Origin of the sequence: Pandoraea capi, from assembly GCF_902459735.1 — a bacterium.
Taxonomy (GTDB): domain Bacteria; phylum Pseudomonadota; class Gammaproteobacteria; order Burkholderiales; family Burkholderiaceae; genus Pandoraea; species Pandoraea capi.
Window position 1 is genome coordinate 199,986 of record NZ_CABPRV010000002.1, and the last position, 19,381, is coordinate 219,366.

The 19,381-nt window shown below is 60.6% G+C and carries 17 protein-coding genes and 1 pseudogene; 6 read left to right on the forward strand and 12 right to left on the reverse strand.

Going from position 1 to position 19,381, the window contains the following annotated elements; all coding sequences use genetic code 11:
- Nucleotides 1-8: 8 nt before the first annotated feature.
- The 5 genes and pseudogenes from PCA20602_RS04380 to PCA20602_RS04400 all read left to right on the forward strand — a co-directional run.
- Nucleotides 9-458: a COG4705 family protein gene (locus tag PCA20602_RS04380; RefSeq protein ID WP_425495637.1), complete on the forward strand. Its 450-nt coding sequence runs from the start codon at nt 9-11 to the stop codon at nt 456-458.
- Nucleotides 459-482: 24 nt separating this feature from the next.
- Nucleotides 483-1,148, forward strand: coding sequence for a response regulator transcription factor (locus PCA20602_RS04385; RefSeq protein ID WP_150720152.1), 666 nt, complete (start codon nt 483-485; stop codon nt 1,146-1,148).
- Nucleotides 1,124-2,518, forward strand: coding sequence for an ATP-binding protein (locus PCA20602_RS04390; protein ID WP_174980804.1), 1,395 nt, complete (start codon nt 1,124-1,126; stop codon nt 2,516-2,518). Before PCA20602_RS04385 ends, PCA20602_RS04390 begins: the two co-directional genes overlap by 25 nt.
- The gene (locus tag PCA20602_RS04395; RefSeq protein ID WP_150720153.1) at nt 2,515-2,865 is read left to right on the forward strand and encodes a DUF2127 domain-containing protein; all 351 of its coding nucleotides are present in this window, start codon (nt 2,515-2,517) and stop codon (nt 2,863-2,865) included. Before PCA20602_RS04390 ends, PCA20602_RS04395 begins: the two co-directional genes overlap by 4 nt.
- Before the next feature lie 65 nt (nt 2,866-2,930).
- Nucleotides 2,931-3,274, forward strand: a pseudogene (locus PCA20602_RS04400) (transposase); the annotation flags it as partial.
- Between the two features lie 100 nt (nt 3,275-3,374).
- On the opposite strand, the gene PCA20602_RS04405 reads toward PCA20602_RS04400, so the two are convergent.
- From PCA20602_RS04405 to PCA20602_RS04460, 10 genes are all read right to left on the reverse strand, one after another.
- Nucleotides 3,375-4,868, reverse strand: coding sequence for a hypothetical protein (locus tag PCA20602_RS04405; protein WP_150720154.1), 1,494 nt, complete (start codon nt 4,866-4,868; stop codon nt 3,375-3,377).
- 740 nt (nt 4,869-5,608) lie between these two features.
- Nucleotides 5,609-7,189, reverse strand: a complete 1,581-nt coding sequence (locus PCA20602_RS26155) for a methyl-accepting chemotaxis protein (protein ID WP_174980806.1) — start codon at nt 7,187-7,189, stop codon at nt 5,609-5,611.
- A 144-nt stretch (nt 7,190-7,333) separates the two neighbouring features.
- Nucleotides 7,334-8,197 (reverse strand): amidohydrolase family protein, encoded by an 864-nt coding sequence (locus PCA20602_RS04420; RefSeq protein ID WP_150720155.1) that lies wholly within the window; start codon nt 8,195-8,197, stop codon nt 7,334-7,336.
- Between the two features lie 9 nt (nt 8,198-8,206).
- Nucleotides 8,207-9,457 carry an MFS transporter gene (locus PCA20602_RS04425; protein ID WP_150720156.1) on the reverse strand — a complete coding sequence of 417 codons (1,251 nt, stop codon included), beginning with the start codon at nt 9,455-9,457 and terminating at the stop codon, nt 8,207-8,209.
- Nucleotides 9,458-9,609: 152 nt separating this feature from the next.
- Nucleotides 9,610-10,332: a GntR family transcriptional regulator gene (locus PCA20602_RS04430; protein ID WP_150720549.1), complete on the reverse strand. Its 723-nt coding sequence runs from the start codon at nt 10,330-10,332 to the stop codon at nt 9,610-9,612.
- 317 nt (nt 10,333-10,649) lie between these two features.
- Nucleotides 10,650-10,835 carry a molybdopterin-dependent oxidoreductase gene (locus PCA20602_RS04435; RefSeq protein WP_246182024.1) on the reverse strand — a complete coding sequence of 62 codons (186 nt, stop codon included), beginning with the start codon at nt 10,833-10,835 and terminating at the stop codon, nt 10,650-10,652.
- A gap of 259 nt (nt 10,836-11,094) precedes the next feature.
- On the reverse strand, nt 11,095-12,471 hold the full coding sequence (locus tag PCA20602_RS04440; RefSeq protein ID WP_150720157.1) for an MFS transporter: 1,377 nt from the start codon (nt 12,469-12,471) through the stop codon (nt 11,095-11,097).
- A gap of 100 nt (nt 12,472-12,571) precedes the next feature.
- A complete protein-coding gene (locus PCA20602_RS04445; RefSeq protein WP_150720158.1) occupies nt 12,572-13,387 on the reverse strand; it encodes an enoyl-CoA hydratase-related protein in 816 nt (271 codons plus the stop codon).
- A gap of 155 nt (nt 13,388-13,542) precedes the next feature.
- Nucleotides 13,543-14,793 carry a CaiB/BaiF CoA transferase family protein gene (locus tag PCA20602_RS04455; RefSeq protein WP_150720159.1) on the reverse strand — a complete coding sequence of 417 codons (1,251 nt, stop codon included), beginning with the start codon at nt 14,791-14,793 and terminating at the stop codon, nt 13,543-13,545.
- A gap of 134 nt (nt 14,794-14,927) precedes the next feature.
- On the reverse strand, nt 14,928-15,812 hold the full coding sequence (locus tag PCA20602_RS04460) for a LysR substrate-binding domain-containing protein (protein ID WP_150720160.1): 885 nt from the start codon (nt 15,810-15,812) through the stop codon (nt 14,928-14,930).
- Nucleotides 15,813-16,094: 282 nt separating this feature from the next.
- On the opposite strand from PCA20602_RS04460, the gene PCA20602_RS04465 reads away from it, so the two are divergent.
- Nucleotides 16,095-17,474 (forward strand): NAD-dependent succinate-semialdehyde dehydrogenase, encoded by a 1,380-nt coding sequence (locus PCA20602_RS04465; protein ID WP_150720161.1) that lies wholly within the window; start codon nt 16,095-16,097, stop codon nt 17,472-17,474.
- Between the two features lie 68 nt (nt 17,475-17,542).
- Here the strand turns inward: PCA20602_RS04465 and PCA20602_RS04470 are convergent, their stop codons facing one another.
- Nucleotides 17,543-18,475, reverse strand: coding sequence for a LysR substrate-binding domain-containing protein (locus tag PCA20602_RS04470; RefSeq protein ID WP_150720162.1), 933 nt, complete (start codon nt 18,473-18,475; stop codon nt 17,543-17,545).
- A 57-nt stretch (nt 18,476-18,532) separates the two neighbouring features.
- Nucleotides 18,533-19,327, reverse strand: coding sequence for an aldolase (locus tag PCA20602_RS04475; protein ID WP_150720163.1), 795 nt, complete (start codon nt 19,325-19,327; stop codon nt 18,533-18,535).
- Between the last annotated feature and the right edge of the window lie 54 nt (nt 19,328-19,381).

A 19,381-nucleotide genomic window follows, 5' to 3' on the forward strand; every position in this document is an offset into this window, starting at 1 on the left:
CCGTTTCCATGTCGATGAATCTCGGGTGCCTGGTTGGTACCGCGATTTTTGCGGTGGTCTTTGCCATCGCCGTTACGGCGCAAATTCGAGCCAAGGCATTCTGGCCCATGCTGTATTGGGCGACGATCATGTTCTCGCAGACGCTGGGGACTGCGCTCGGGGACTGGACTGCGGACACCGCCGGTTTGGGGTACACAGGTGCCGCGGTAGTCTTCGGTGCTCTCCTGCTGGTCCTGGTCGCGGCGTACCTGTGGACTCGCACATCACGCACGTTCCTGTTCTGGGCCGCTTTTATTCTGACGCGTCCACTGGGAGCGGTCGTCGGCGATTTTCTGGACAAGCCGGTCAGCGCCGGAGGCCTTGCGCTCAGCCGCTATTCGGCATCGTTCGCGTTACTGGCATTCATCCTGTCGAGTTTGATACTCTTTCGGCAACGTGCGGCGGCGAAAGCGCACTGACCGGAAGGTTTCCGAGGATATGACATGCGAATATTGCTCGTCGAAGACGACCCGATGATTGGCAGTGTCGTTCGTGACTCGCTCAAGGACGCAACGTTCGCAGTCGACTGGGTCAAGGACGGGCAAGCGGCGCTGGCCGCCGCGGACTGCCAGCATTACGACCTGATGCTGCTCGATCTTGGCCTGCCGCGTAAAGATGGTCACGCGGTCCTGCAAAGCCTTCGGGCCAAGGGGCAGCGTGTTCCAGTCATTATCGTCACCGCACGGGACGCATTGCCGGAACGCCTCAAAGGCCTGGATGCCGGGGCAGACGATTACATTCTGAAACCGTTCGACATGGCCGAATTGCTGGCGCGCATTCGTGCGGTGATGCGCCGCCAGTCGGGTCAGGCTTTGCCCATCATGACGAATGGTGTCGTCACGCTCGATCCGGGTACGCGCGAGGCGCAAACGACAGGCTTGGGGGCGGTGCAACTGTCCAATCGGGAGTTCGCGCTGCTTCAAGCGCTCCTGACACGCCCCGGAGCGATTTTGTCGCGCAGCGATCTTGAAGATCGGATTTACGGGTGGGGCGAGGAGGTCGAGAGTAATGCGATCGAGTTTCTCATCCATTCGCTTCGCAAGAAGCTGGGGGCGAGCACGATCAAGAACGTGAGGGGAGCGGGATGGATGGTCTCAAAAGGCGACTGAACGACTCCATTCGCCTGCGCTTGAGTTTATGGCTCTCGATCGCCATTCTGGTGTTTGCCGTCATTGCAGGCGTGATCTCGTTTGGCGCCGCGTTCGATGAGGCTCATGAACTTCAGGACGACGTTTTGCGACAAGTCGCCGCGCTCGTCGACAACAATAATTTGCCCGCCAGCGAATTTCGCAATATTCAGGCACCTCAGACAAGCGGTGAAGATGCGCGGGTTGTCGTCCAGCGCCTTTCGATGGCGCCCCCGCCTGGCAGCGGTGTGAGCGATGGTGACGACAAACTGCCTCTGCCCTTGACCTTGACAATGCCCGATGGGCTCGCGACCGTACCGGTCGGCGGAGAACATTACCGTGTGCTTGCGAAGACACTGAAATCTGGTGAGCGAATCGCTGTAGCTCAAGAAACGGACGTTCGGGACGAAATCGCCCGTAACAGTGCGATTCGCACTGTCATGCCGCTAGTCGCCTTCGTCCCGGTACTGCTTCTCGTTGTCGGCTGGCTCGTACGGCTAATTTTCCGTCCCGTGGCGAGCCTGTCTCGCGAAATCGATCAACGCCAGTATAGCGAGCTACATGCGGTGCCGACCGAACATCTGCCCAACGAAATTCGCCCCTTCCTTCATGCGATCAACAATCTGCTCTCGCGTGTGGCGACCTCCGTCGATGCGCAGCACCGCTTCGTTGCCGACGCCGCACATGAGCTACGCACGCCGCTCACGGCACTCTCGTTGCAGGCCGAGCGACTCGCCGACGCGCCGATGTCCGAGACCGCGAGCGAGCGCCTGATCGAATTGAGGCATGGAATCGAGCGAAATCGGCATCTGCTTGATCATTTGCTCACGTTGTCCGGTGTACAAGCCACGCAGCAAGACGCACAGGCCCGCACCGACTCCGTGCTCACGGTATTCCGAAATACGCTTGAGACGCTCTATCCGCTCGCCGAAGCCAAGCAGATTGACATCGGTATTGACGAACATGGGGACGTAGCTCTGCCGGTGAGCGAGGCGGACTTGGGCGTTCTGGTGAAAAACCTCGTCGACAACGCAATTCGTTACACACCACCTGGCGGACGCATCGACCTGGTGCTGGAGTCCAACGCACGTCAAACCATACTGAGTGTCAGGGACACGGGGCCGGGCATTCCCCCGCAGGAGCGTGAACGCGTCTTTGACCCGTTTTACCGAATTCTCGGAACGGCGCAAACGGGGTCGGGCCTCGGGCTGTCGATCGTTAAGGCAATCGCTGACAAGTTTGGTGCCCGCGTGCACTTTTCATACACCGACGAAAGTACGCACCGCGGCCTTAGCGTGAGCGTTATCGTCCCGAACGCTTTGGTAATGAACTACGAGGAGAGAGGCACGTGACCCCGTTTTCAGACACCACGGAAAAACGACTGCACTGGGTATTCGAGACGAGCTTGTGGATCAAGGCGCTTTTTGCGCTGTCCGAGATTTTGGCAGGTCTTGCGACCTATTTTGTGCCCAAGCAAGTCATTCTATCGATCGTGCTGCGAGTTACCGGCAACGAAATCACGGAGGACCCACATGACGTGATAGCGGCCCTCCTGCTTCATGCGGTACAGCATCTATCCGTCGGCACCAAGGAATTTGCGCCAATTTACTTGCTGGCCCACGGGGCCATCAAATCACAGGGGGAAGGGCAAGGGCGCATTTTAGGAAGGATGCGATCTGCGGGCGTACTTGCATTTTGACTTGCCCCCTGCAAACAGGGCCAGCCGGAGTCTAGTAAAGTTCGTTTTCGGAGAAGAAGACGAACATGAAGAAGCGATTTACGGAACAGCAAATCATCGGGTTTCTGAAGGAAGCTGAAGCCGGCATGCCGGTCAAGGAGCTGTGCAGGAAGCAGGGGTTCAGTGACGCGTCGTTCTACACCTGGCGCGCAAAGTTCGGCGGCATGGAAGTCTCAGAAGCGCGCCGGCTCAAGGACCTCGAGGTTGAGAATTCCCGGCTGAAGAAACTGCTGGCCGAAGCAATGCTCGATATGGAAGCGTTGAAGGTCGTCGTCAAGGGAAAGCCCTGAGCCCGCAAGCCAAACGCGAAGCAGTGTCGGCGATTCGGGAGAAGGTCAACATCTCCGAGCGCCGCGCTTGCCGGCTTGTATTCGCATAATGTACATTATGTTAAATAGAAAATACGAGTATGTTTCTCTGTCGATGTAAGCCGTTGATCTGATTGCTTTAGTGGCATTTGCGATGCCGGATTACGGTTTCTTATCCCATAGATCGCTATAGAACAGCGCCATGGCCGGGTCACTGCGTACTTCTGCCACGGAATGCCGGAGACCGCTGCTCGTCTTCTCGGTTTCGGGATGCTTGACATGCGTGTCCTTGCGCACACCTGTACCGCTGCCAAACGTCTCGACGCCGAACTGGGTCGGTGCGGACGTGACAACGACAGGTGTCCCTATCAACCTAAGCAGCGCGGTGATCTCGTCATTGACCTGCTTTTCGGCATTCGTGATATCGGCTTCCCTGATGGCCAGCTCCGCTGCGCACGTGGTGGCAACCAACTGTTTGTACGCAGCCAGTCGGGCATCGAAGCGGTTTTGCACGCCGCCGCCGCTCCCGTCAGCCTCTTCCGTATCCTTGAATTCACCTGAATCGCCGGGGACCATCATGTCGCGAATCTCTGCTGCGCGCGCAAGAATATCTCGTTTCTTTTCCGCTGGTACGTGTTGTGTAATGCTTTCCGCCTCCTCGTAGTCTTTGGGGTAGAAACTGTTGGCTGCGACGTACGTCGCCAACCCCTTCCAGGCTGCGGCTTCCCGATCGTTGGCTAACAGCAGGTCGCGAAATGGCTTCATGACGCCCGGTACCTTGCCACGTATGACATCGGCTGCCTTAGCGGCATACGCTGACAGCGCGCGAGGGTCTGCGAGCGTCGTTGCGAGCATATTCGGCACGGAATCTTTGATCCACAGCGAATAAAGCTCTTTGACGGTCGAAGACAAGTCCAGCTCGTCTGGGATCTTGCCAATGGTCCGACTCCTTTGGAGCAGAATCGATGGAATCGCCAGGGTATTCGCTAACGCTTTGTTTAAGAGAGTGGCGTTTAATGGCGTGCCGGGCTGGCTGGACGCGAGTTTTTCCAACTCCTGGAAGGCTTGCCCCAAGACACCGGACTCAGAAGAATTAGGCGCCATCGTTTTTTGAACCGTCGAGATGAACCGTGCGCTTTCTTCTCCCGTCAGCGTAATATTCAACTGAGAATAGACGCCTCCGCCCTGCAACTTGCCTGCGATGGGCGCTTGCAGCGCCATGTTTGCGTATTTCCCACCGTGCTGTAGCAATGGACCGGCTACCCAACCTCGCCCCAGTTTCTGGGCTTCCAAGAGCGGAAGCAGCGCCGCGACAGGGCCATGCTGCGCGCCCATTGCCTTCATGACGCCCTTCAACTTCGAATCGGCCGCCTTAATCCTCGCCCGATCGGGGCCGCCATCGGGCGCGTTCGGTATCAACAGCGGCGGCATGCCGATTTCGACCACTGCGCCCGAGTCGGTTTCCAGCTCGAACTTCAAAGGAAACAGATTGGAGAACGGTTGGGACGCGGCAAGATGCAAATGGGAGAGTACTTCGGGCCCCTGGTTGTGCTGGCCAAACTCGTATTCGAACCCGACGCTGCGATGCGACGTCATGATGCTCTGCATCGAAAAACGCGCGGCCAGGTCATTCTGATAGTTGCGTTGATTCTCCATGAAGGCTGGCACCTCGAGCACATCGAAGGTCCCGGGCGGCGCATCGGTGGGGGCGCCGCGCTCACGTAGCCCTTCCGAGCGCACTGAATGTCGTTGCCTTGTGCATAGGCCAACGCCTGCAACTGCGCCGGTTTCGATGAGTTGTAGTGCACATTGACGTGCGCCATGCTCATGCCCGAAAGGGCTTCGACCCCCTGCCTGAGCTTGGCCGGCATTGCGTTGGCGCGTTGGGAGACTTCGGTGGAGGTGCCGGCCTCGGTCCTTTGCGACTGGCCACGTGCAGCATGGTCCGCCATCGCTTGCACCTGTCGCTGGGCGATTGCGGTTGGCCGATTATCCACAAAGCTCGCGCCCTGCTCGTGGCCATCGCCTGGCTCGGGTTGACGGCCAAACCAGTTGGCATTCCGGCTATCGTCCGCCATCGATTGAATTCGACGTTGAACCATGGCTTGTGGCCGGGCATCGATAAAGCCGTCGGGGCCAGAGGTTGCCGCCTTGCCGGACTGCCCGTGTCGGTCGATGTCGCTTGTTGGCTCCGAAACCCTGGCTCTGCTCATGCTTCCGATCCTCGTCGTGGTGATGCAATGAGACCTGCGGATTGCGCCTGCTACGCGATGCCGATATTGCGGTACATCTCCCCTAATCGTCAATTCCTGCACGCTCGCCAAGCGCCGTTGAGCCAGCACCCTGAGTCGAGTGTGCCGACGTCGGGGGCCCGTCGCCGGCGCCACATCAAAGAATCAAGCCAGTTGCAGCAATGCAGGATGTGCATCCACCCGGAAGATGGCCACCGCACGCTTGAGCGACTGCACCTGATCCTCCAGTGACTGCGATGCGGCGGCCGCTTCTTCGACGAGGGCCGCGTTTTGCTGCGTCACCTCGTCCATCTGCGTGACGGCCCGCGCGATCTGATCGATGCCACCGCTCTGGGCTTCCGATGCGGCGGAGATCTCGCCCATGATGTCGGTCACGCGCTGCACCGCGTTCGTGATCTCTTGCATCGTCTTGCCTGCCTGATCGACGAGGCTCGCGCCGGCCTGCACCCGGTCCACCGAGGCGTCGATCAACGTCTTGATTTCCTTGGCAGCGGCGGACGAACGCTGCGCAAGGCTGCGCACTTCCCCTGCGACCACGGCGAAACCACGCCCCTCCTCGCCCGCACGGGCGGCCTCGACGGCGGCATTGAGGGCAAGAATGTTGGTCTGGAACGCAATGCCTTCGATGATGGCGATGATGTCTGCAATCCGTGCGGAGCTCTGGTTGATCTCGTCCATCGTACCGATGACCCGGCTGACGACGGCGCTCCCCTGCCCTGCGATCTCCGAGGCGTTACGGGCCAGCGAACTGGCCTGACGCGCGTTGTCCGCGTTCTGTTTCACCGTGCTGGTGATCTGCTCCATGTTCGACGCCGTTTCCTGAAGCGACGACGCCTGCTGCTCCGTGCGAGCAGACAAGTCGACGTTGCCCGACGCGATCTCGCTCGCCGCTACGGTAATCGACTCGGTGGACGCCCGGATGTGACGCACGGTGCCGGCAAGCTCGGCCTGCATCTTGTCCAGCGCCCGTTGCAACGTACCGATCTCGTTGGTGCCGAGTGCCACGATGTCCTGCTGCAAATCCCCCTTCGAGATCGACTCGAAGTGCTGCGCCATCTCCCCGATGGGCTCGACGACGACGCGCGTGAGCACACGGCGCACGACGATCGCGATCGTCACGGCGAGCAACGCGCCGACGATCAGGACAGCGCTCATCGTGTGTGCGCGAGATTGCGCCTCGGCAAAGCGGTGTGCAGCGCGCGACGTCGCATAGTCCATCAGCGGCTGCGTCAACTTGTCGAACTGGTTGTACAGCGGGCTGCTGTATTGCAGCTGGATGCGGCGATACGCGTCGAAGTCACGCGCCCGCAGCGCATCGAATTCCGGCATGATGCCTTTACTCATCATGTCCGCGTGCTTGTCGCCCGCTTCCTTGACCAGCGTATTGGCCTCGTCGGAAACCGGCACGGCGGCGAAGACATCCCACTGCTTTTGCGACTCATTGCAATACTGCTCGGCGAGTTGCAGCTGTCGCGCCGCGTCACTGTCTTTCTGCTGACCGATCAACGACTCGTAACGGTTCTTCGCCGATCGGCAGCGCAGCAGTAATTCGGAACTGCGAGTGAGCGCGTTCGTCGCGGCCATGTCGTGCTGATACATCCGGCTGAGCGATTCGTTGGTCGAGGCGAGCGAGGTAAAGGCGCAGGCACCGATGACGAGTACCAGCACCACGAAGATGCCGGTCGCGAGCGTCAGGCCGGTCTTGATCGAGAGATTCTTGAGCACGGGGGGTCTCTTGGATTGTGCGTTGAGCGAGTGGCGGCGTGCGTCGCGCAGCCGGGATCGGGCTGCATGACGATGCGCGTGTGTAGCCTATTGAGGCTTTATGTAATGGGTATGGCGTTGGCCGTTGGCCGTCAGTCGGTTTGATTAACGAAACTGAAACAATGATGCCGGTGTATCGATGAGCACCGCGCGCAACTGGTCGTGACCGGTCACCAGCGCGTCGAGGAGTTCCCGGGTGCGTTGCGGGTTCTGCGTGGCTTCGAACTGGGTGTGAGGCCAGTCGGTGCCCCATATGAGCCGGTCGACGCCGAACGCTCGTGCCAGCGCGGGCCACGCCGCCCGGGCAGCGGCCAGTGCAGCAGCGGGATCGCCGGGATTCGCGCTGACGCGATAGGCGCCGGAAACCTTTACCCATACCTGTCGTGTCGCGCCCAGCGAAAGCAGGTCCTCGAAGCCGGGGTCGGCGATGCCGAGTGACGGCGCAAAGCGGCCGAAGTGATCGACGACGACGCGCACGCCGCTCGCGAGCAACGCGGGGATGACACCGGACAGCCTCGCGGCCTCGACCTGCACTTCCAGATGCCAGTCCAACGCAGCCATACGCTCGAGAAACGGCGCCCATGCGGCGTCGCCGAAGTCCGGCAGCGTTGTGCCGATCAGATTTGCCCGCACGCCGACCACGCCCCGCGCATGCCATGCGTCGATCTGCCCGAGATCACGCGCCGGGTCCACGACCACAATGCCACGCAGGCGTTCTGGGTGTGCGTCGAGACAGCCCAACAGGAAGCTGTTGTCCGTGCCGAGAAAGCTCGGTTGCACCAGAACCCCATGAGACAGGCCAAGGCTCGAGAGCATCGCGAGATATTGCTCGGGCGTGGCTTCATAGGTGGGGGCGTAACGCCTGCCGGATGCCAGCGGCAGGCCATGCGCGAACACATGCGCATGGCTGTCGATGCCGGTAATCGGCATTGCGCATCGGGTGATGGACTGGGTGATGTGCTGCGTCATTCGTAAAGCTCAGACGACGGGGTCTTCCGTCAGTGTACGACCGCGCGTTTCCGGCAGCATCAGCACAGAGATCGCGACGATCGCGTAGGCGAAGGCGGCGTCGATGCCGATGGCGAACCCCAGCGAGTACTGGGTGGCGAGGTGCCCGACCATGACCGGGAAGCCGGCAGAGACGACGCGCCCGAAGTTGTAGCAGAAGCCGACGCCGGTGCCACGCGTGCCACGCGGATAAAGCTCGTTGAACAGTGCCCCCATGCTGGCCGGGATGCCCGCAGCGAAGAAGCCGAGCGGGAAGCCCAGCGCAAGCATGGCGTGATTCGACATCGGCAGGAACACGTACAGAATCACCGTTGCCACGCAGCAGACCGAGAACAGCAGAATGGTCTGACGTCGGCCGATGGCATCGAGTAGATACGACGCGGCGATGCAACCGCAGAAGAACGCGACGATGATGACGGCAAGGTAGCCGCCCGTACCAAGCACCGAGAGATGCCGTTCCGTCTTCAGGAACGTAGGCAGCCAGGTCGTGAGTGCCGCGTAGCCGCCGTGAGCACCGACGCCGAGCAGGCCGCCGATCAGCGTCATGCGCAGCACATCGGGGGCGAAGATCGACAACAGTGGTATCCCCTTGGCAGATGCCGACGGCTTCGCAGACGCCTTCGCTGCCGGGACCTCCGGTTCCTTGACGTTGCGCCGGACGTAGATGATGAGCAGTGCGGGCAGAATGCCGACGCCGAACATTACGCGCCAGCCGAGCGTTGCCGGCAGGAAGGAGAACACGCCGGCATAGAGCAGCACTGCGGCGCCCCACCCTACGGCCCACGCGCTCTGCACGGCGCCCATCGCCTTGCCGCGATGTTCGTTGCGGATGGTCTCGGCCATGAGCACCGCGCCGGCAGCCCATTCGCCGCCGAAGCCGAAGCCTTGCAACGCCTTGAGTACGATGAACTGCGGGAAGTTCTGCGCGAAGGCCGACAGCAATGTGAAGATGGAGAACCAGGCCACGGTAATTTGCAGCGTGCGTACGCGACCGAAGCGATCCGCCGCCGCGCCGCAGATCCAGCCACCGAGTGCCGAGGCCACCAGCGTTACGCCGCTAACGAGGCCCGCTTCGGTCTTGCTGATGCCCCATTCGGCGATGATCGCCGGAATGACGAGGCTGAACATCTGGACGTCGAGCGCATCGAGCGCCCAGCCGCCAAAACAGGCCCAGAACGTGCGCCGCTCCCCTGCGGATACCTTGCTATACCAAGAAAACATCCCGACTCCACGCGTCTTTGCCGACGCTAATAGCGATAGTGGTTGAATCACAAAAATGCCTGATGCGCACGGCGCTCGGCCCATGTCGGGCTGAGCCAATGCGCGAACGCGTGAAGCGCTGTTGCGTGAGGCGCGAACAGTCGCTTCGCTGTTCAGCGAATCTCGATTTCGTAGGCGAAGTGTTGGGCGGCGCCCCGCGATTGACGCCATTCGAGCGGCTTGTCGTCATAGCCATACGCCAGTCGCTCGACGATGACGATCGGGCTATGTGCCGGTATCTGGAGGGCTGCGACATCCGCATCACTGGCGCTCTCGACAGTCAGTCGCTCTTCCGCGCGAGCAATCACTCGGGCGCAGCGTTGTTCGTAGAACGGGTAAAGCAGCGTGCCGAAGTCTTCCAGCGGGCAATCGGCCAACGCGGCGAAGGGTTCGTACGGCAGCCAGATCTGCTCGGAGACGATCGGCGCGTTGTCGATCAGGCGCAGACGGGCGAGCCGGATGGCTTTGGCGCCCGTCTTCAGGCCGAACTTTTCGACGACAGCCTTGGGCGCTCGGGAAACGACACGTTCGAGAATGCGGCTCTCGGGAATACGGCGCTCGCCTGTCGGCGACTGAAAACGGAAGAAGCGAAATAGCGACCGATCGAACGTGGCGCGGCGAACGAATGTTCCGCGTCCCTGAAAGCGTTCGACAAGCCCCTCATGCTCGAGCAGATCGATCGCCTTTCTCACGGTGCCAACCGCCAGCCCATAGGCGAGCGCCAGTTCCTGTTCGGTCGGCAGCGGATCGTGCGGCTGCCATTCGATGGCGGCGATGCGCGCGGCAAGCTCGTCGCGCAACTGGTGATACCGGGGAATGCGGTTGTCCACGATCAGATCTGGCCCGAAGGCCGAAGTCAAAAATTCATATATATCTTTATATGAATTTCGATGTTCGTGGATTGGGGTTTTCCCTCGATGCAAGCGTGCGCGCTTGATATGCCCATGACGGGGATTGGCGCAAACGTCGCGCCGTTCAATGCTTGATGGGTGGGTGAAAAATTCTCAGGCAGCAGGCATCGCTTTTTTCTCCATGACCGAGTGCATCGCGCGGCGACGTCAGGACGGACGGCGCCAGCGGGGCCACGACTGCCGTCAACAAGACAGTCGTTCATTACCGCTGAGCATCGGGGAAAAGGGACTGTAGAATCAGCTCAAATACCCGCGTGCCACTCGTAGCCCCGATCTTCCCAATACCCGCCCCGGCCGCCCCAGACCTTGTCGAACGACGTCACGACCTCGATTCGCATGAGGTACTTGGCTTGCTTGTAACCTAGCTGTCGCTCCACTCTCAGACGCAACGGCGCGCCGTGCGCCACGGGGAGATCCTTCCCGTTCATGCCGTAATTTTCTGAAGACTTGAAATCGACATGCCGAATCTCCTGAGCGCTATAGGCGTGTGCCGCACCGATGCGACACACACAAGAAACGCCATCGAAAGCTGCGCCAGTGACCTTCCGACGGCAAAGAAAACCACAAATCAACCAACTGGTTGGTTTTGAGTCAACCCCGTTGAATCGTGGGCCGCATCTCGTTGGCACCTCCTGTCTACGCCGTCGTTCGACAGCCGCAGGCAGGAGGTAACGAACATCAGCACCTTTACTGTTGCACCGGCAGATGCGATTCGGCTTTCGCTCGCAGCGGATGGCCGCTTGTGGATTCCCGCTGGCCGATGGCATCTTGTTTAAGGCCCCAGAAGTAAGTCACCAGCAGGCAAGGCAGCATTGACGCAATCGAATACGCCACACCCGCCAGTTGATTCCCCGTGAGATTGACCAGCGTGAGACTGAACAGCGGAAGAAACCCGCCGAACAGCACGTTTCCGAATTGCTGCGACAGCCCGAATCCGGTGGTTCGGCTCTGCGGCGGGAACGATTCGGCAATGAAAGCGGGCAGCGGTGCCATGATCATGGCGGTGAGGAGCGCAAGCACCGTAATGAGCGCCGTCACATAAGACCACTGCGCCGCCAGCACGTAGGTCCGAATGCCGGCAAAGCACGGGTATGCCGCGATGGCCCAGAGCACGACGCCGATCAGGATGACTTTGGCTCGTCCGATGGCGTCGGACAACCGCCCGAACAACGGGTACGTGGGCGCCGCGATCACAATCGCAATGCCGAGGCAAAGACTCGCCCTCGTCGGCTCGACTTTCAGAACGTTCTCGAGGAAATAGAGCATGTAGACGATCGACGTGTACAGCGACACCGACGTCGCGTCCTGCGCACCGAACATCGCGACAAAGATCGCCTTCCATGACGTCTTGCTCTTGAGCGTGTCCTGAAGTGGCGTCGCCGAAAGCAAGCCGGCATTCTTGAGCTCGGAGAAGATCGGCGTCTCCTTCATCCCCAGGCGAATCCATGTTGCGACGCCGACAATCGGGGCGGAAACGAGGAACGGAACGCGCCACCCCCAGGACAGGAAGCTTGCAGGATCGAGCAGCCACTTGAGCGCGGAGACGATCAGCAAGGCAAGCAACAGCCCGACGCTTGCGGTGCTTTGAAGCACGCTTGTCGCCATGCCCTTGCGCCCGGCTTGCGCATGCTCCATGACGTAGACGACCGCCGAGCCATACTCCCCGCCAAGCGCGACACCCTGGATGATCCGCAGCGTCAGCAGCGCGATGGGCGCCGCCGCACCGATGGCCGCATACGTCGGCAGACATCCGATGCCGACAGTTGCTGCGCCCATCATCAGGAGGGTGACGACAAATGTCTTCTTTCGTCCGATCCTGTCGGACATGGGGCTGAAAATCAGCGTTCCGACCGGCCGGGCCACGTATGCAATGCCGAATGTCGCAACGCCTGCCAGCGCAGCCACCACGCGATCTGCCGATGGCAGGAACAACCCGGTCAGTGTTGACGTCAGCGCGACATAGATGAAGAAATCGTAGTACTCGAGCATGGTGCCGACACTCGCGCTCGCAATGAGACGAAGCATGCCGGGCCCGGCATGACCGGGCCGTTGATCGTTGAACATAGGTGTCTCCTGGATGCTGATTTTTTGGCCGTTGCGTCGCGCATTCACGACCTCGGCTCTTTGATGGCTACATTCCGTACGCCTCTTGCAACGGCGCTTTTCAGGTTTGCTTTCCTGCCGCTCTGGTTTCGATAAATCGCGTCACCGCCTCCTTGTGTTCGCTTCCACAAAGCAGAATGGCCTGCATGCTCGCGGCCATTTCGAGCGCGACGGGTAGCGAGGCGGACGCCGATTCCCGCACCAACCGTTTGGCCATGCGTGCGGCTCCGGGCGGATGTGCGGCGATTCGCTGCGCCAGCGCCAGCGTCTCGGCGTCCAGACGATCGTCGGGCGTCACCCGGGTCACGATGCCCAGGCGTTCGGCTTGCGTGGCATCGATGAATTCACTGGTGAGCGTCATTTCCAGCGCCTTGGCAGATCCGACCACGCGATTGAGAAACCAGGCGCCCCCGATGCCCGACACGAGCCCAAGACGCAGAAAACTCTCGGCGAACACGGCGCTCTGCCCTGCCACCCGGATATCGCACATCAACGCCAGATCGAAACCGGCGCCGATCGCCGCGCCGTTGACCGCACAGACGGACGGAACCTCCATGTCGTTGAGTGCACGGGTGATGCGATGCAAACTCCCCAGCAGACGCTCGCGTACGGCCTCGATGCCGCCGTCCATCAGATCACGCCCGCTTTGCATGTCTTTCACGTTTCCGCCAGTGCAGAAATGCTTCGCCGACGAACGCAACAGCACGCAACGCACATCGCGACGATGCGCAATCGCTTCGAGCTCGGTCGAAAGTGCTTCGGTCATCGCCACCGTGAGCGCATTGGCGTTCTGGGCAGCGTTGAGCGTTATCGTCAAAACCCCGGCATCAAATGACGTCAGAACCAGGGACTCCTTCTCAGCCACTTGTGTTGACACGACCTGTACCTCCTCCAAAAACCTGCGGTTACGCCCGGACGATGTTTTTCCAGCGCGTTCAGCGATTCAAAAATCTCGCGGGGCGACGTTCGGGAAACATGGACATCCACTCCCTCTGATCGATCAGGGCAAACCCCGCCTGAAACCATCGACGTTCAAACAGCAAGCCTTCCGGCCTCATGATCGTTGGGACGTGTCGGAGGCGCCGCGCTCGCCCGAATCGCGCCGATGTCTAGCAACTCCGCGATTTCTGCATCGCTGATGCCGTAGCTCTGGAGGACTTGCCGCGTGTGTTCGCCGTTTAACGGCGCCGCAAGATCGACATGCCCGGTCGCATCGTCGGCCGCACTCAAGGCAAACCGATGGGTTCGAATGCGCCCGGCAATGGGGTGATCCATCGTCGACGCGAGTCCGCTTTGCAAATACGCTTCCGACGCCATCACGTCGCTGTATGTCGCAACGGGCGCACAAATGATGTCGCGAGCGCAGAGTCGTGCCATCCAGTCGGTCGTGGTGCGCTCGGCGAACTTTGATGCGAGCAACTCATGCAAGGCTGCCCGGTGGCGCACTCGCTCGTCATTGGTCGAAAATTTCGGATCCGACGCTAACCACGACATATCCAGTTCTTCGCACAGCGCCGTCCATCGCGCCGGGTGATAGGCGACGACGACCATCCAGCCGTCCTGGGTCGGATAGGCCTCGTTCGGCGCCGCATAGGGTGCAGCGCTTCCGACCTTGTCCGGGTTTCGACCGGAGGCGAAAAACGACGCGAAGCCGATTTGCTGCAACATCACCGTCGCGTTGTAGAGACTGACGTCGAGGTATGCCCCGCCTTTGCCGTCGCGCACACGATGAAGTGCGGCGAGGATGGCGAGTGCTGCCAGATAGCCGCCGAGCATATCGGCGATCGGCGCCGGCACTTTCAAGGGATCGGCGTTGGTCGAACCCAGTGTGCTCATCAGGCCGCTCGCCGCCTGAATGATGCCGTCGACACCGGGGCGCGTGCGATTGGCGCCGTTCTGGCCGAAGGCGGAGACGGAGCAATAGACGAGTTGCGGGTTGATCTCGCGTACCGCTTCGAAGGACAGTCCCATCGACGCCATGACGCCCGGTCGGAAGTTCTCGACGAGCACGTCGGCGTCGCCGAGCATTCTGCGGATCACTCGCCGGCCCGCATCGGTTTTCAGGTCGATGGAAGCGCTCAACTTGTTGCGGTTGACGCTGATGAACGCGGGGCTTTCTCCGTTCACCCAGGGCGGCCCGATCTTGCGGCCAAGCTCGCCTTCAGGTGGCTCGATCTTGACGACGTGCGCACCCAGATCCGCGAGTGTCATCGAACACACCGGACCGGCAAGGACGTGCGAGAAGTCGAGTACGCGCACGCCACTTAGGCTGTCTCTTAACATTTTCGATTGTCCTGTCTCCTTGACTTGCCGGAATGCCAAGCCATGAGACGAGCATAGGGAGCGTGCTCGCGAGCAACAATCGACTTTTTCGAAGCGATGCTTTGACTTTTTGTTAAAGGGTGTGCCGCGGCGGACTACTCAGCTACGAGCGTTACCAGCCAGTCCCGAAAGATTTCGAGCGCTGCCGACGACCGGCGCTTTGCCGGCCACGCGAAATAGTAGGTGTGTGCGCCGCAGTCCAGTTGAAACGCGAACGGGGCGACGAGCGTGCCCTGGTTCAACTCCGGGCGTACGAGTGCCTCCTGTGCAATGGCGACGCCGTGCCCTTCAATCGCTGCCTGATAGGCGAGCAAGGATGTCTCGTAGCGCATTTCCCGTCGTCGCGCGTTCAGTGGCATGCCTGCCGCCTTGAGCCAAAGTTGCCAGTCCTCGGGACGCGCCAGCGAGTGCAATAGCGTTTCTCCCTGAAGTTGTGCGCCACGCTTGACCGGGTGCGACGGCGCGGTGACCGGAACGAGGACATTGCGCATGAGTCGTTGCACATGGACGCCCGGCCAGTCGCCGTCGCCAAGTTGAATGCCGCCGTCGATATCTTCGCGTGCAAAGTTGAGCGGCGCCGGCGAAGTCGTGAGTTGCACTTCGATATCGGCGTGCTGCCGGTGGAAATTAGCCAGTCGTGGAATCAGCCATCTCACGGCGAACGTCGCCGGGGAGCGGATCTTCAGTACGCTTGCGCGGCGTCCGGAGGCGCGCAGGCTGGTGGTTGCGTCCCGAAGCGCCGCGAAGACCGGCATCAACTCCGCCAGATAACTCGCCCCGGCAGCGGTCAGTTCCAGCCGCCCTTTCACCCGCTCGAACAACTCGACCCCGAGGTACTGCTCAAGCGTTCGGACTTGTCGGCTGACGGCCGCCGGTGTGACCGCCAACTCATTGGCCGCTTTTGAAATGCTCAACAGGCGGCCTGTCGCCTCGAAAGCACGTGTGGGGTTTAGCGGGGGAAGCGACTCTCGACGGTCCATTGGCAAGGTCCAGGCTTGAGATGGGATGACGAGATTCTCTGCCACATCGAACAAATGGGCAATATTCGTCGCTTGCACCGTCGTGCCGCTCCACGATCTCATCGGCAGACGGCGCTTATATACCTGCCGAAATTCTCCGCGACCTCACCTGGCCTCCCAATCCGTATTCGTCGGATTTATAGGATTAGGCAATAACCATAGACGTTCTCTCATTGTCGCCACAGGTGGCCGTCCCTAGTATTCATCTCGTCCCCCCCGCCCTGATACCAAGGAAGACTTACCATGATCCAAGTCCACAACCCCGCTGACGGTTCGCTCGTTGGTGAAGCCCCGGAACTCACACTCGACGAAGTCAAAGCCGCCGTCGATCGTACCTGCAACGCTTTCCCCGCGTGGTCGCGCAAGCTTGCCAGGGAGCGCAGCGAACTGCTGCGCAAGTGGTTCGAACTCGTGCGCGACGACAAACGTGCTTTCGCCGAAATCATGGTGAAAGAAAATGGCAAGTGTCTCTCCGATGCCATGGGCGAGATCGACTACGGTCTCGGCTTTATCGAGTGGTACGCGGAGGAAGCCAAGCGCGTCTATGGCGATACCATTCCGACCCACGCCGCCAACGCGCAGGTCATCGTGACGAAGGAACCTGCCGGGCCGACAGCCGCGATTACGCCATGGAATTTCCCGTTCATGATGATTACCCGGAAGATCGCCACAGCGCTGGCGGCGGGTTGCACCATGATCATCAAGCCCTCGGAGCTCACGCCCCTGACCGCCTACAAGTTGCTGGAGTACGCGCGCAAAGCGGGCATTCCCGAAGGCGTCTTCGAGATGGTCACCGGCAACCCGAAGGAGATCGGTGAAGTCTTCACGGGCGACAGGCGTATTCGGAAGATCTCCTTCACCGGCTCGACGGCTGTGGGCAAGTTGCTCGCCAGCGCGTGCGGTCAGGATCTCAAGAAGATGACGCTGGAACTCGGCGGCAACGCGCCTTTCATCGTCTTCGACGACGCGAGTTTCGACGACGCCGTTGCGAGTCTCGTCGGCGCCAAGCTGCGCAACTCGGGCCAGGTCTGTATTTCGCCGAACCGGATTTTCGTTCACGACAGCATCCACGACCGCTTCGTCAGCGAAGTCGCCCGACGCGTTGCAAACATCCGTGTGGACCAGGGCATGCAGGACGAATCGGTGGTTGGCCCCCTGATCAATCAGGCCGGACTGGACAAGGTGGCCGCGCTCGTCGAGCAGTCTCGGACGGAGGGGGCGCACGTCGTGCTCGGTGGAAAACCGCATGCCAGAGGGGGCCTGTTCTACGAGCCGACGATCCTCACCGAGCTCAATGACCGCATGCAGATTGCCGGCACGGAAATTTTCGGCCCGGTCTTCCCGATCTATCGCTTCTCATCGGAAGACGAGGTCGTTGCGCGCGCCAACAGCACCGAATACGGGCTGGTCGCTTACGTCTTCACCCGCGACCTCGCCCGCGCTTTCCGTATGTCAAAGGGCATCGACGCGGGCATGGTGATTCTCAATACCGGCTCGGTCGGCACGGCGTCCGTGCCCTTCGGCGGCGTGAAACATTCGGGCTACGGACGAGAAGGCAGCCATTACGGCATCGAAGAATATGTTGAGGTCAAATACATTTTGATGAGCGGCCTCGACAAGTAGGGGGGGCGGGAGCATTGGGGCGATGGCTTTGATCTGCCGTGCCGTCGCCCTCTTGGGGACTGAGTGCCCTACTTTCTGTCAACCAACTCGAGTATCTGCGTTTCACTTGCCGCCAACGCGGCCCATAGTTCACGTAACGAGCCCGACGTGTTGTGGCTATCGTGATAGAGCCGCAGCTCGAGCTCGAACGTCCAGCGTTTATCCCCGGCCGGCACCAACGTGCCCTCGGCCAACTCGGTTTCGATAAGACTGCGGGGAAGCCAGGCCACGCCCTCCCCATTATGCGCAAGTTGTTTAAGCACGTCGGCCATGTCGCACTCGAAACATGTCGATAACACGGGAGGCGTCTCGACATCGCGCAGCAACAAGGCGAGGCATGCACTAAAGTAGGTGCCGGGGCCGTAAGCAATGAGCGGTAACGGATTTGCCGCACTGCCCGGCAGCGCATACCGAGGCGAACCGGTTGCCGTCGGCGCGCAAACGGGAACCAGCGCATCGTTGCCCGCGCATATCGAAATGAAACGGGAGGCGTCGATGTGCAAAGGCAGTTCGGCGCGCTCATACGCGAACATCAGTTGGCACGATCCGTTGAGCAGCATGGCAATCGAGTCATGCACATTCGTCGGAATGATGCGGAAATTGACGGCGCGAAAGTGCGTCGGGATACGCCGAATGAGTCGGGGCAAGAGTCCAACAGCGATCGCGTGTCCGGCGGCCACGTTCAATCCTTCGAGTCCGATGCGGTGTTCGGCTCGAATGAGTTCACGGGCCGCCAGCAGGCGACGTAAAAAGCCTTGCGCCGTTTCGAGAAATTGCGTGCCGGCTGGCGTGAGCTCCGGCGGAAACGCGCTCCGATCGATCAGCTCCACGCCCACCCATTGCTCGAGCGACTTGATGCGACGACTCAATCCGGATTGCGTGACATGACGCACTTGCGCCGTCCGCGAAAAGGTGCGGTGCCGGGCCAATGCCACAAAGTCTTCAATCCACTTGACTTCCATGGCATTCGTCAGCAGTTGGCTTGCCGGACACACGTGCGTCTGCCCATGACGCTGGCATCAAGCGGCATAGTCGGAGTGTTCTGCATCCAGTTGCCGCCGCACGCTCGCCAGATGTTGACGGGCGCTGTCTCGTTCTCCCGCACGCATCTGACGGTACGTTTTCTCCGCGATCGCAGGATCAATACGCTTGAGCGGCCGTCCAGTCGATAGCGCAAGCCGCTGAACCTCACAGGCACGCTCCAGGTAATAGAGATCGTCCCACGCTTCGGCAATGGTCGCGCCCAACACCATGATGCCGTGATTCTTGAGAAATACGACGTCGGCATTTCCGATGGCGTCTGCAATGCGGTCACCCTCCGCTGCGTTCATGGCGAGCCCGTTGAATTGCTCATCGACCGAGGTGCGTCCGTAGAATTTCAATGCGGTTTGGCCGGCCCACTGCAACGGGTCGCCCTCGAGCATCGCCAGGGCCGTTGCGTTGGGCATGTGCGTGTGGAACGCCACCTTGATTCGCGGCTGCTTGAGGTGTACGCGGGCGTGGATGTAGAAGGCCGTGATCTCCGGAACGCCATCGCCGAGCACGACATTCCCGTGCATGTCACAGACCAGCAGATTCGACGCCGTGATCTCTTCGAAGGCGTATCCGTAGGGATTCACGAGGAACAGGTCTTCCCGACCGGGAAGCACCGCAGAGAGATGGTTGCACACGCCTTCGTGCATGCCCAGCTTCGCCGCCATTCGGAAGCACGCGGCGAGATCGATACGCGCCGCCCGGATCGCAGGGGTGTCCAGTTCGCCCGGTGCAATCGTTGTGCGCGCGGCTCCTTCGATAGCGCTCAGACCATGAGCCATGATGTTTCACCTTCCGAGTTTGAAGTTCGTGCAAAAAATCGTGCAAAAAGGCGC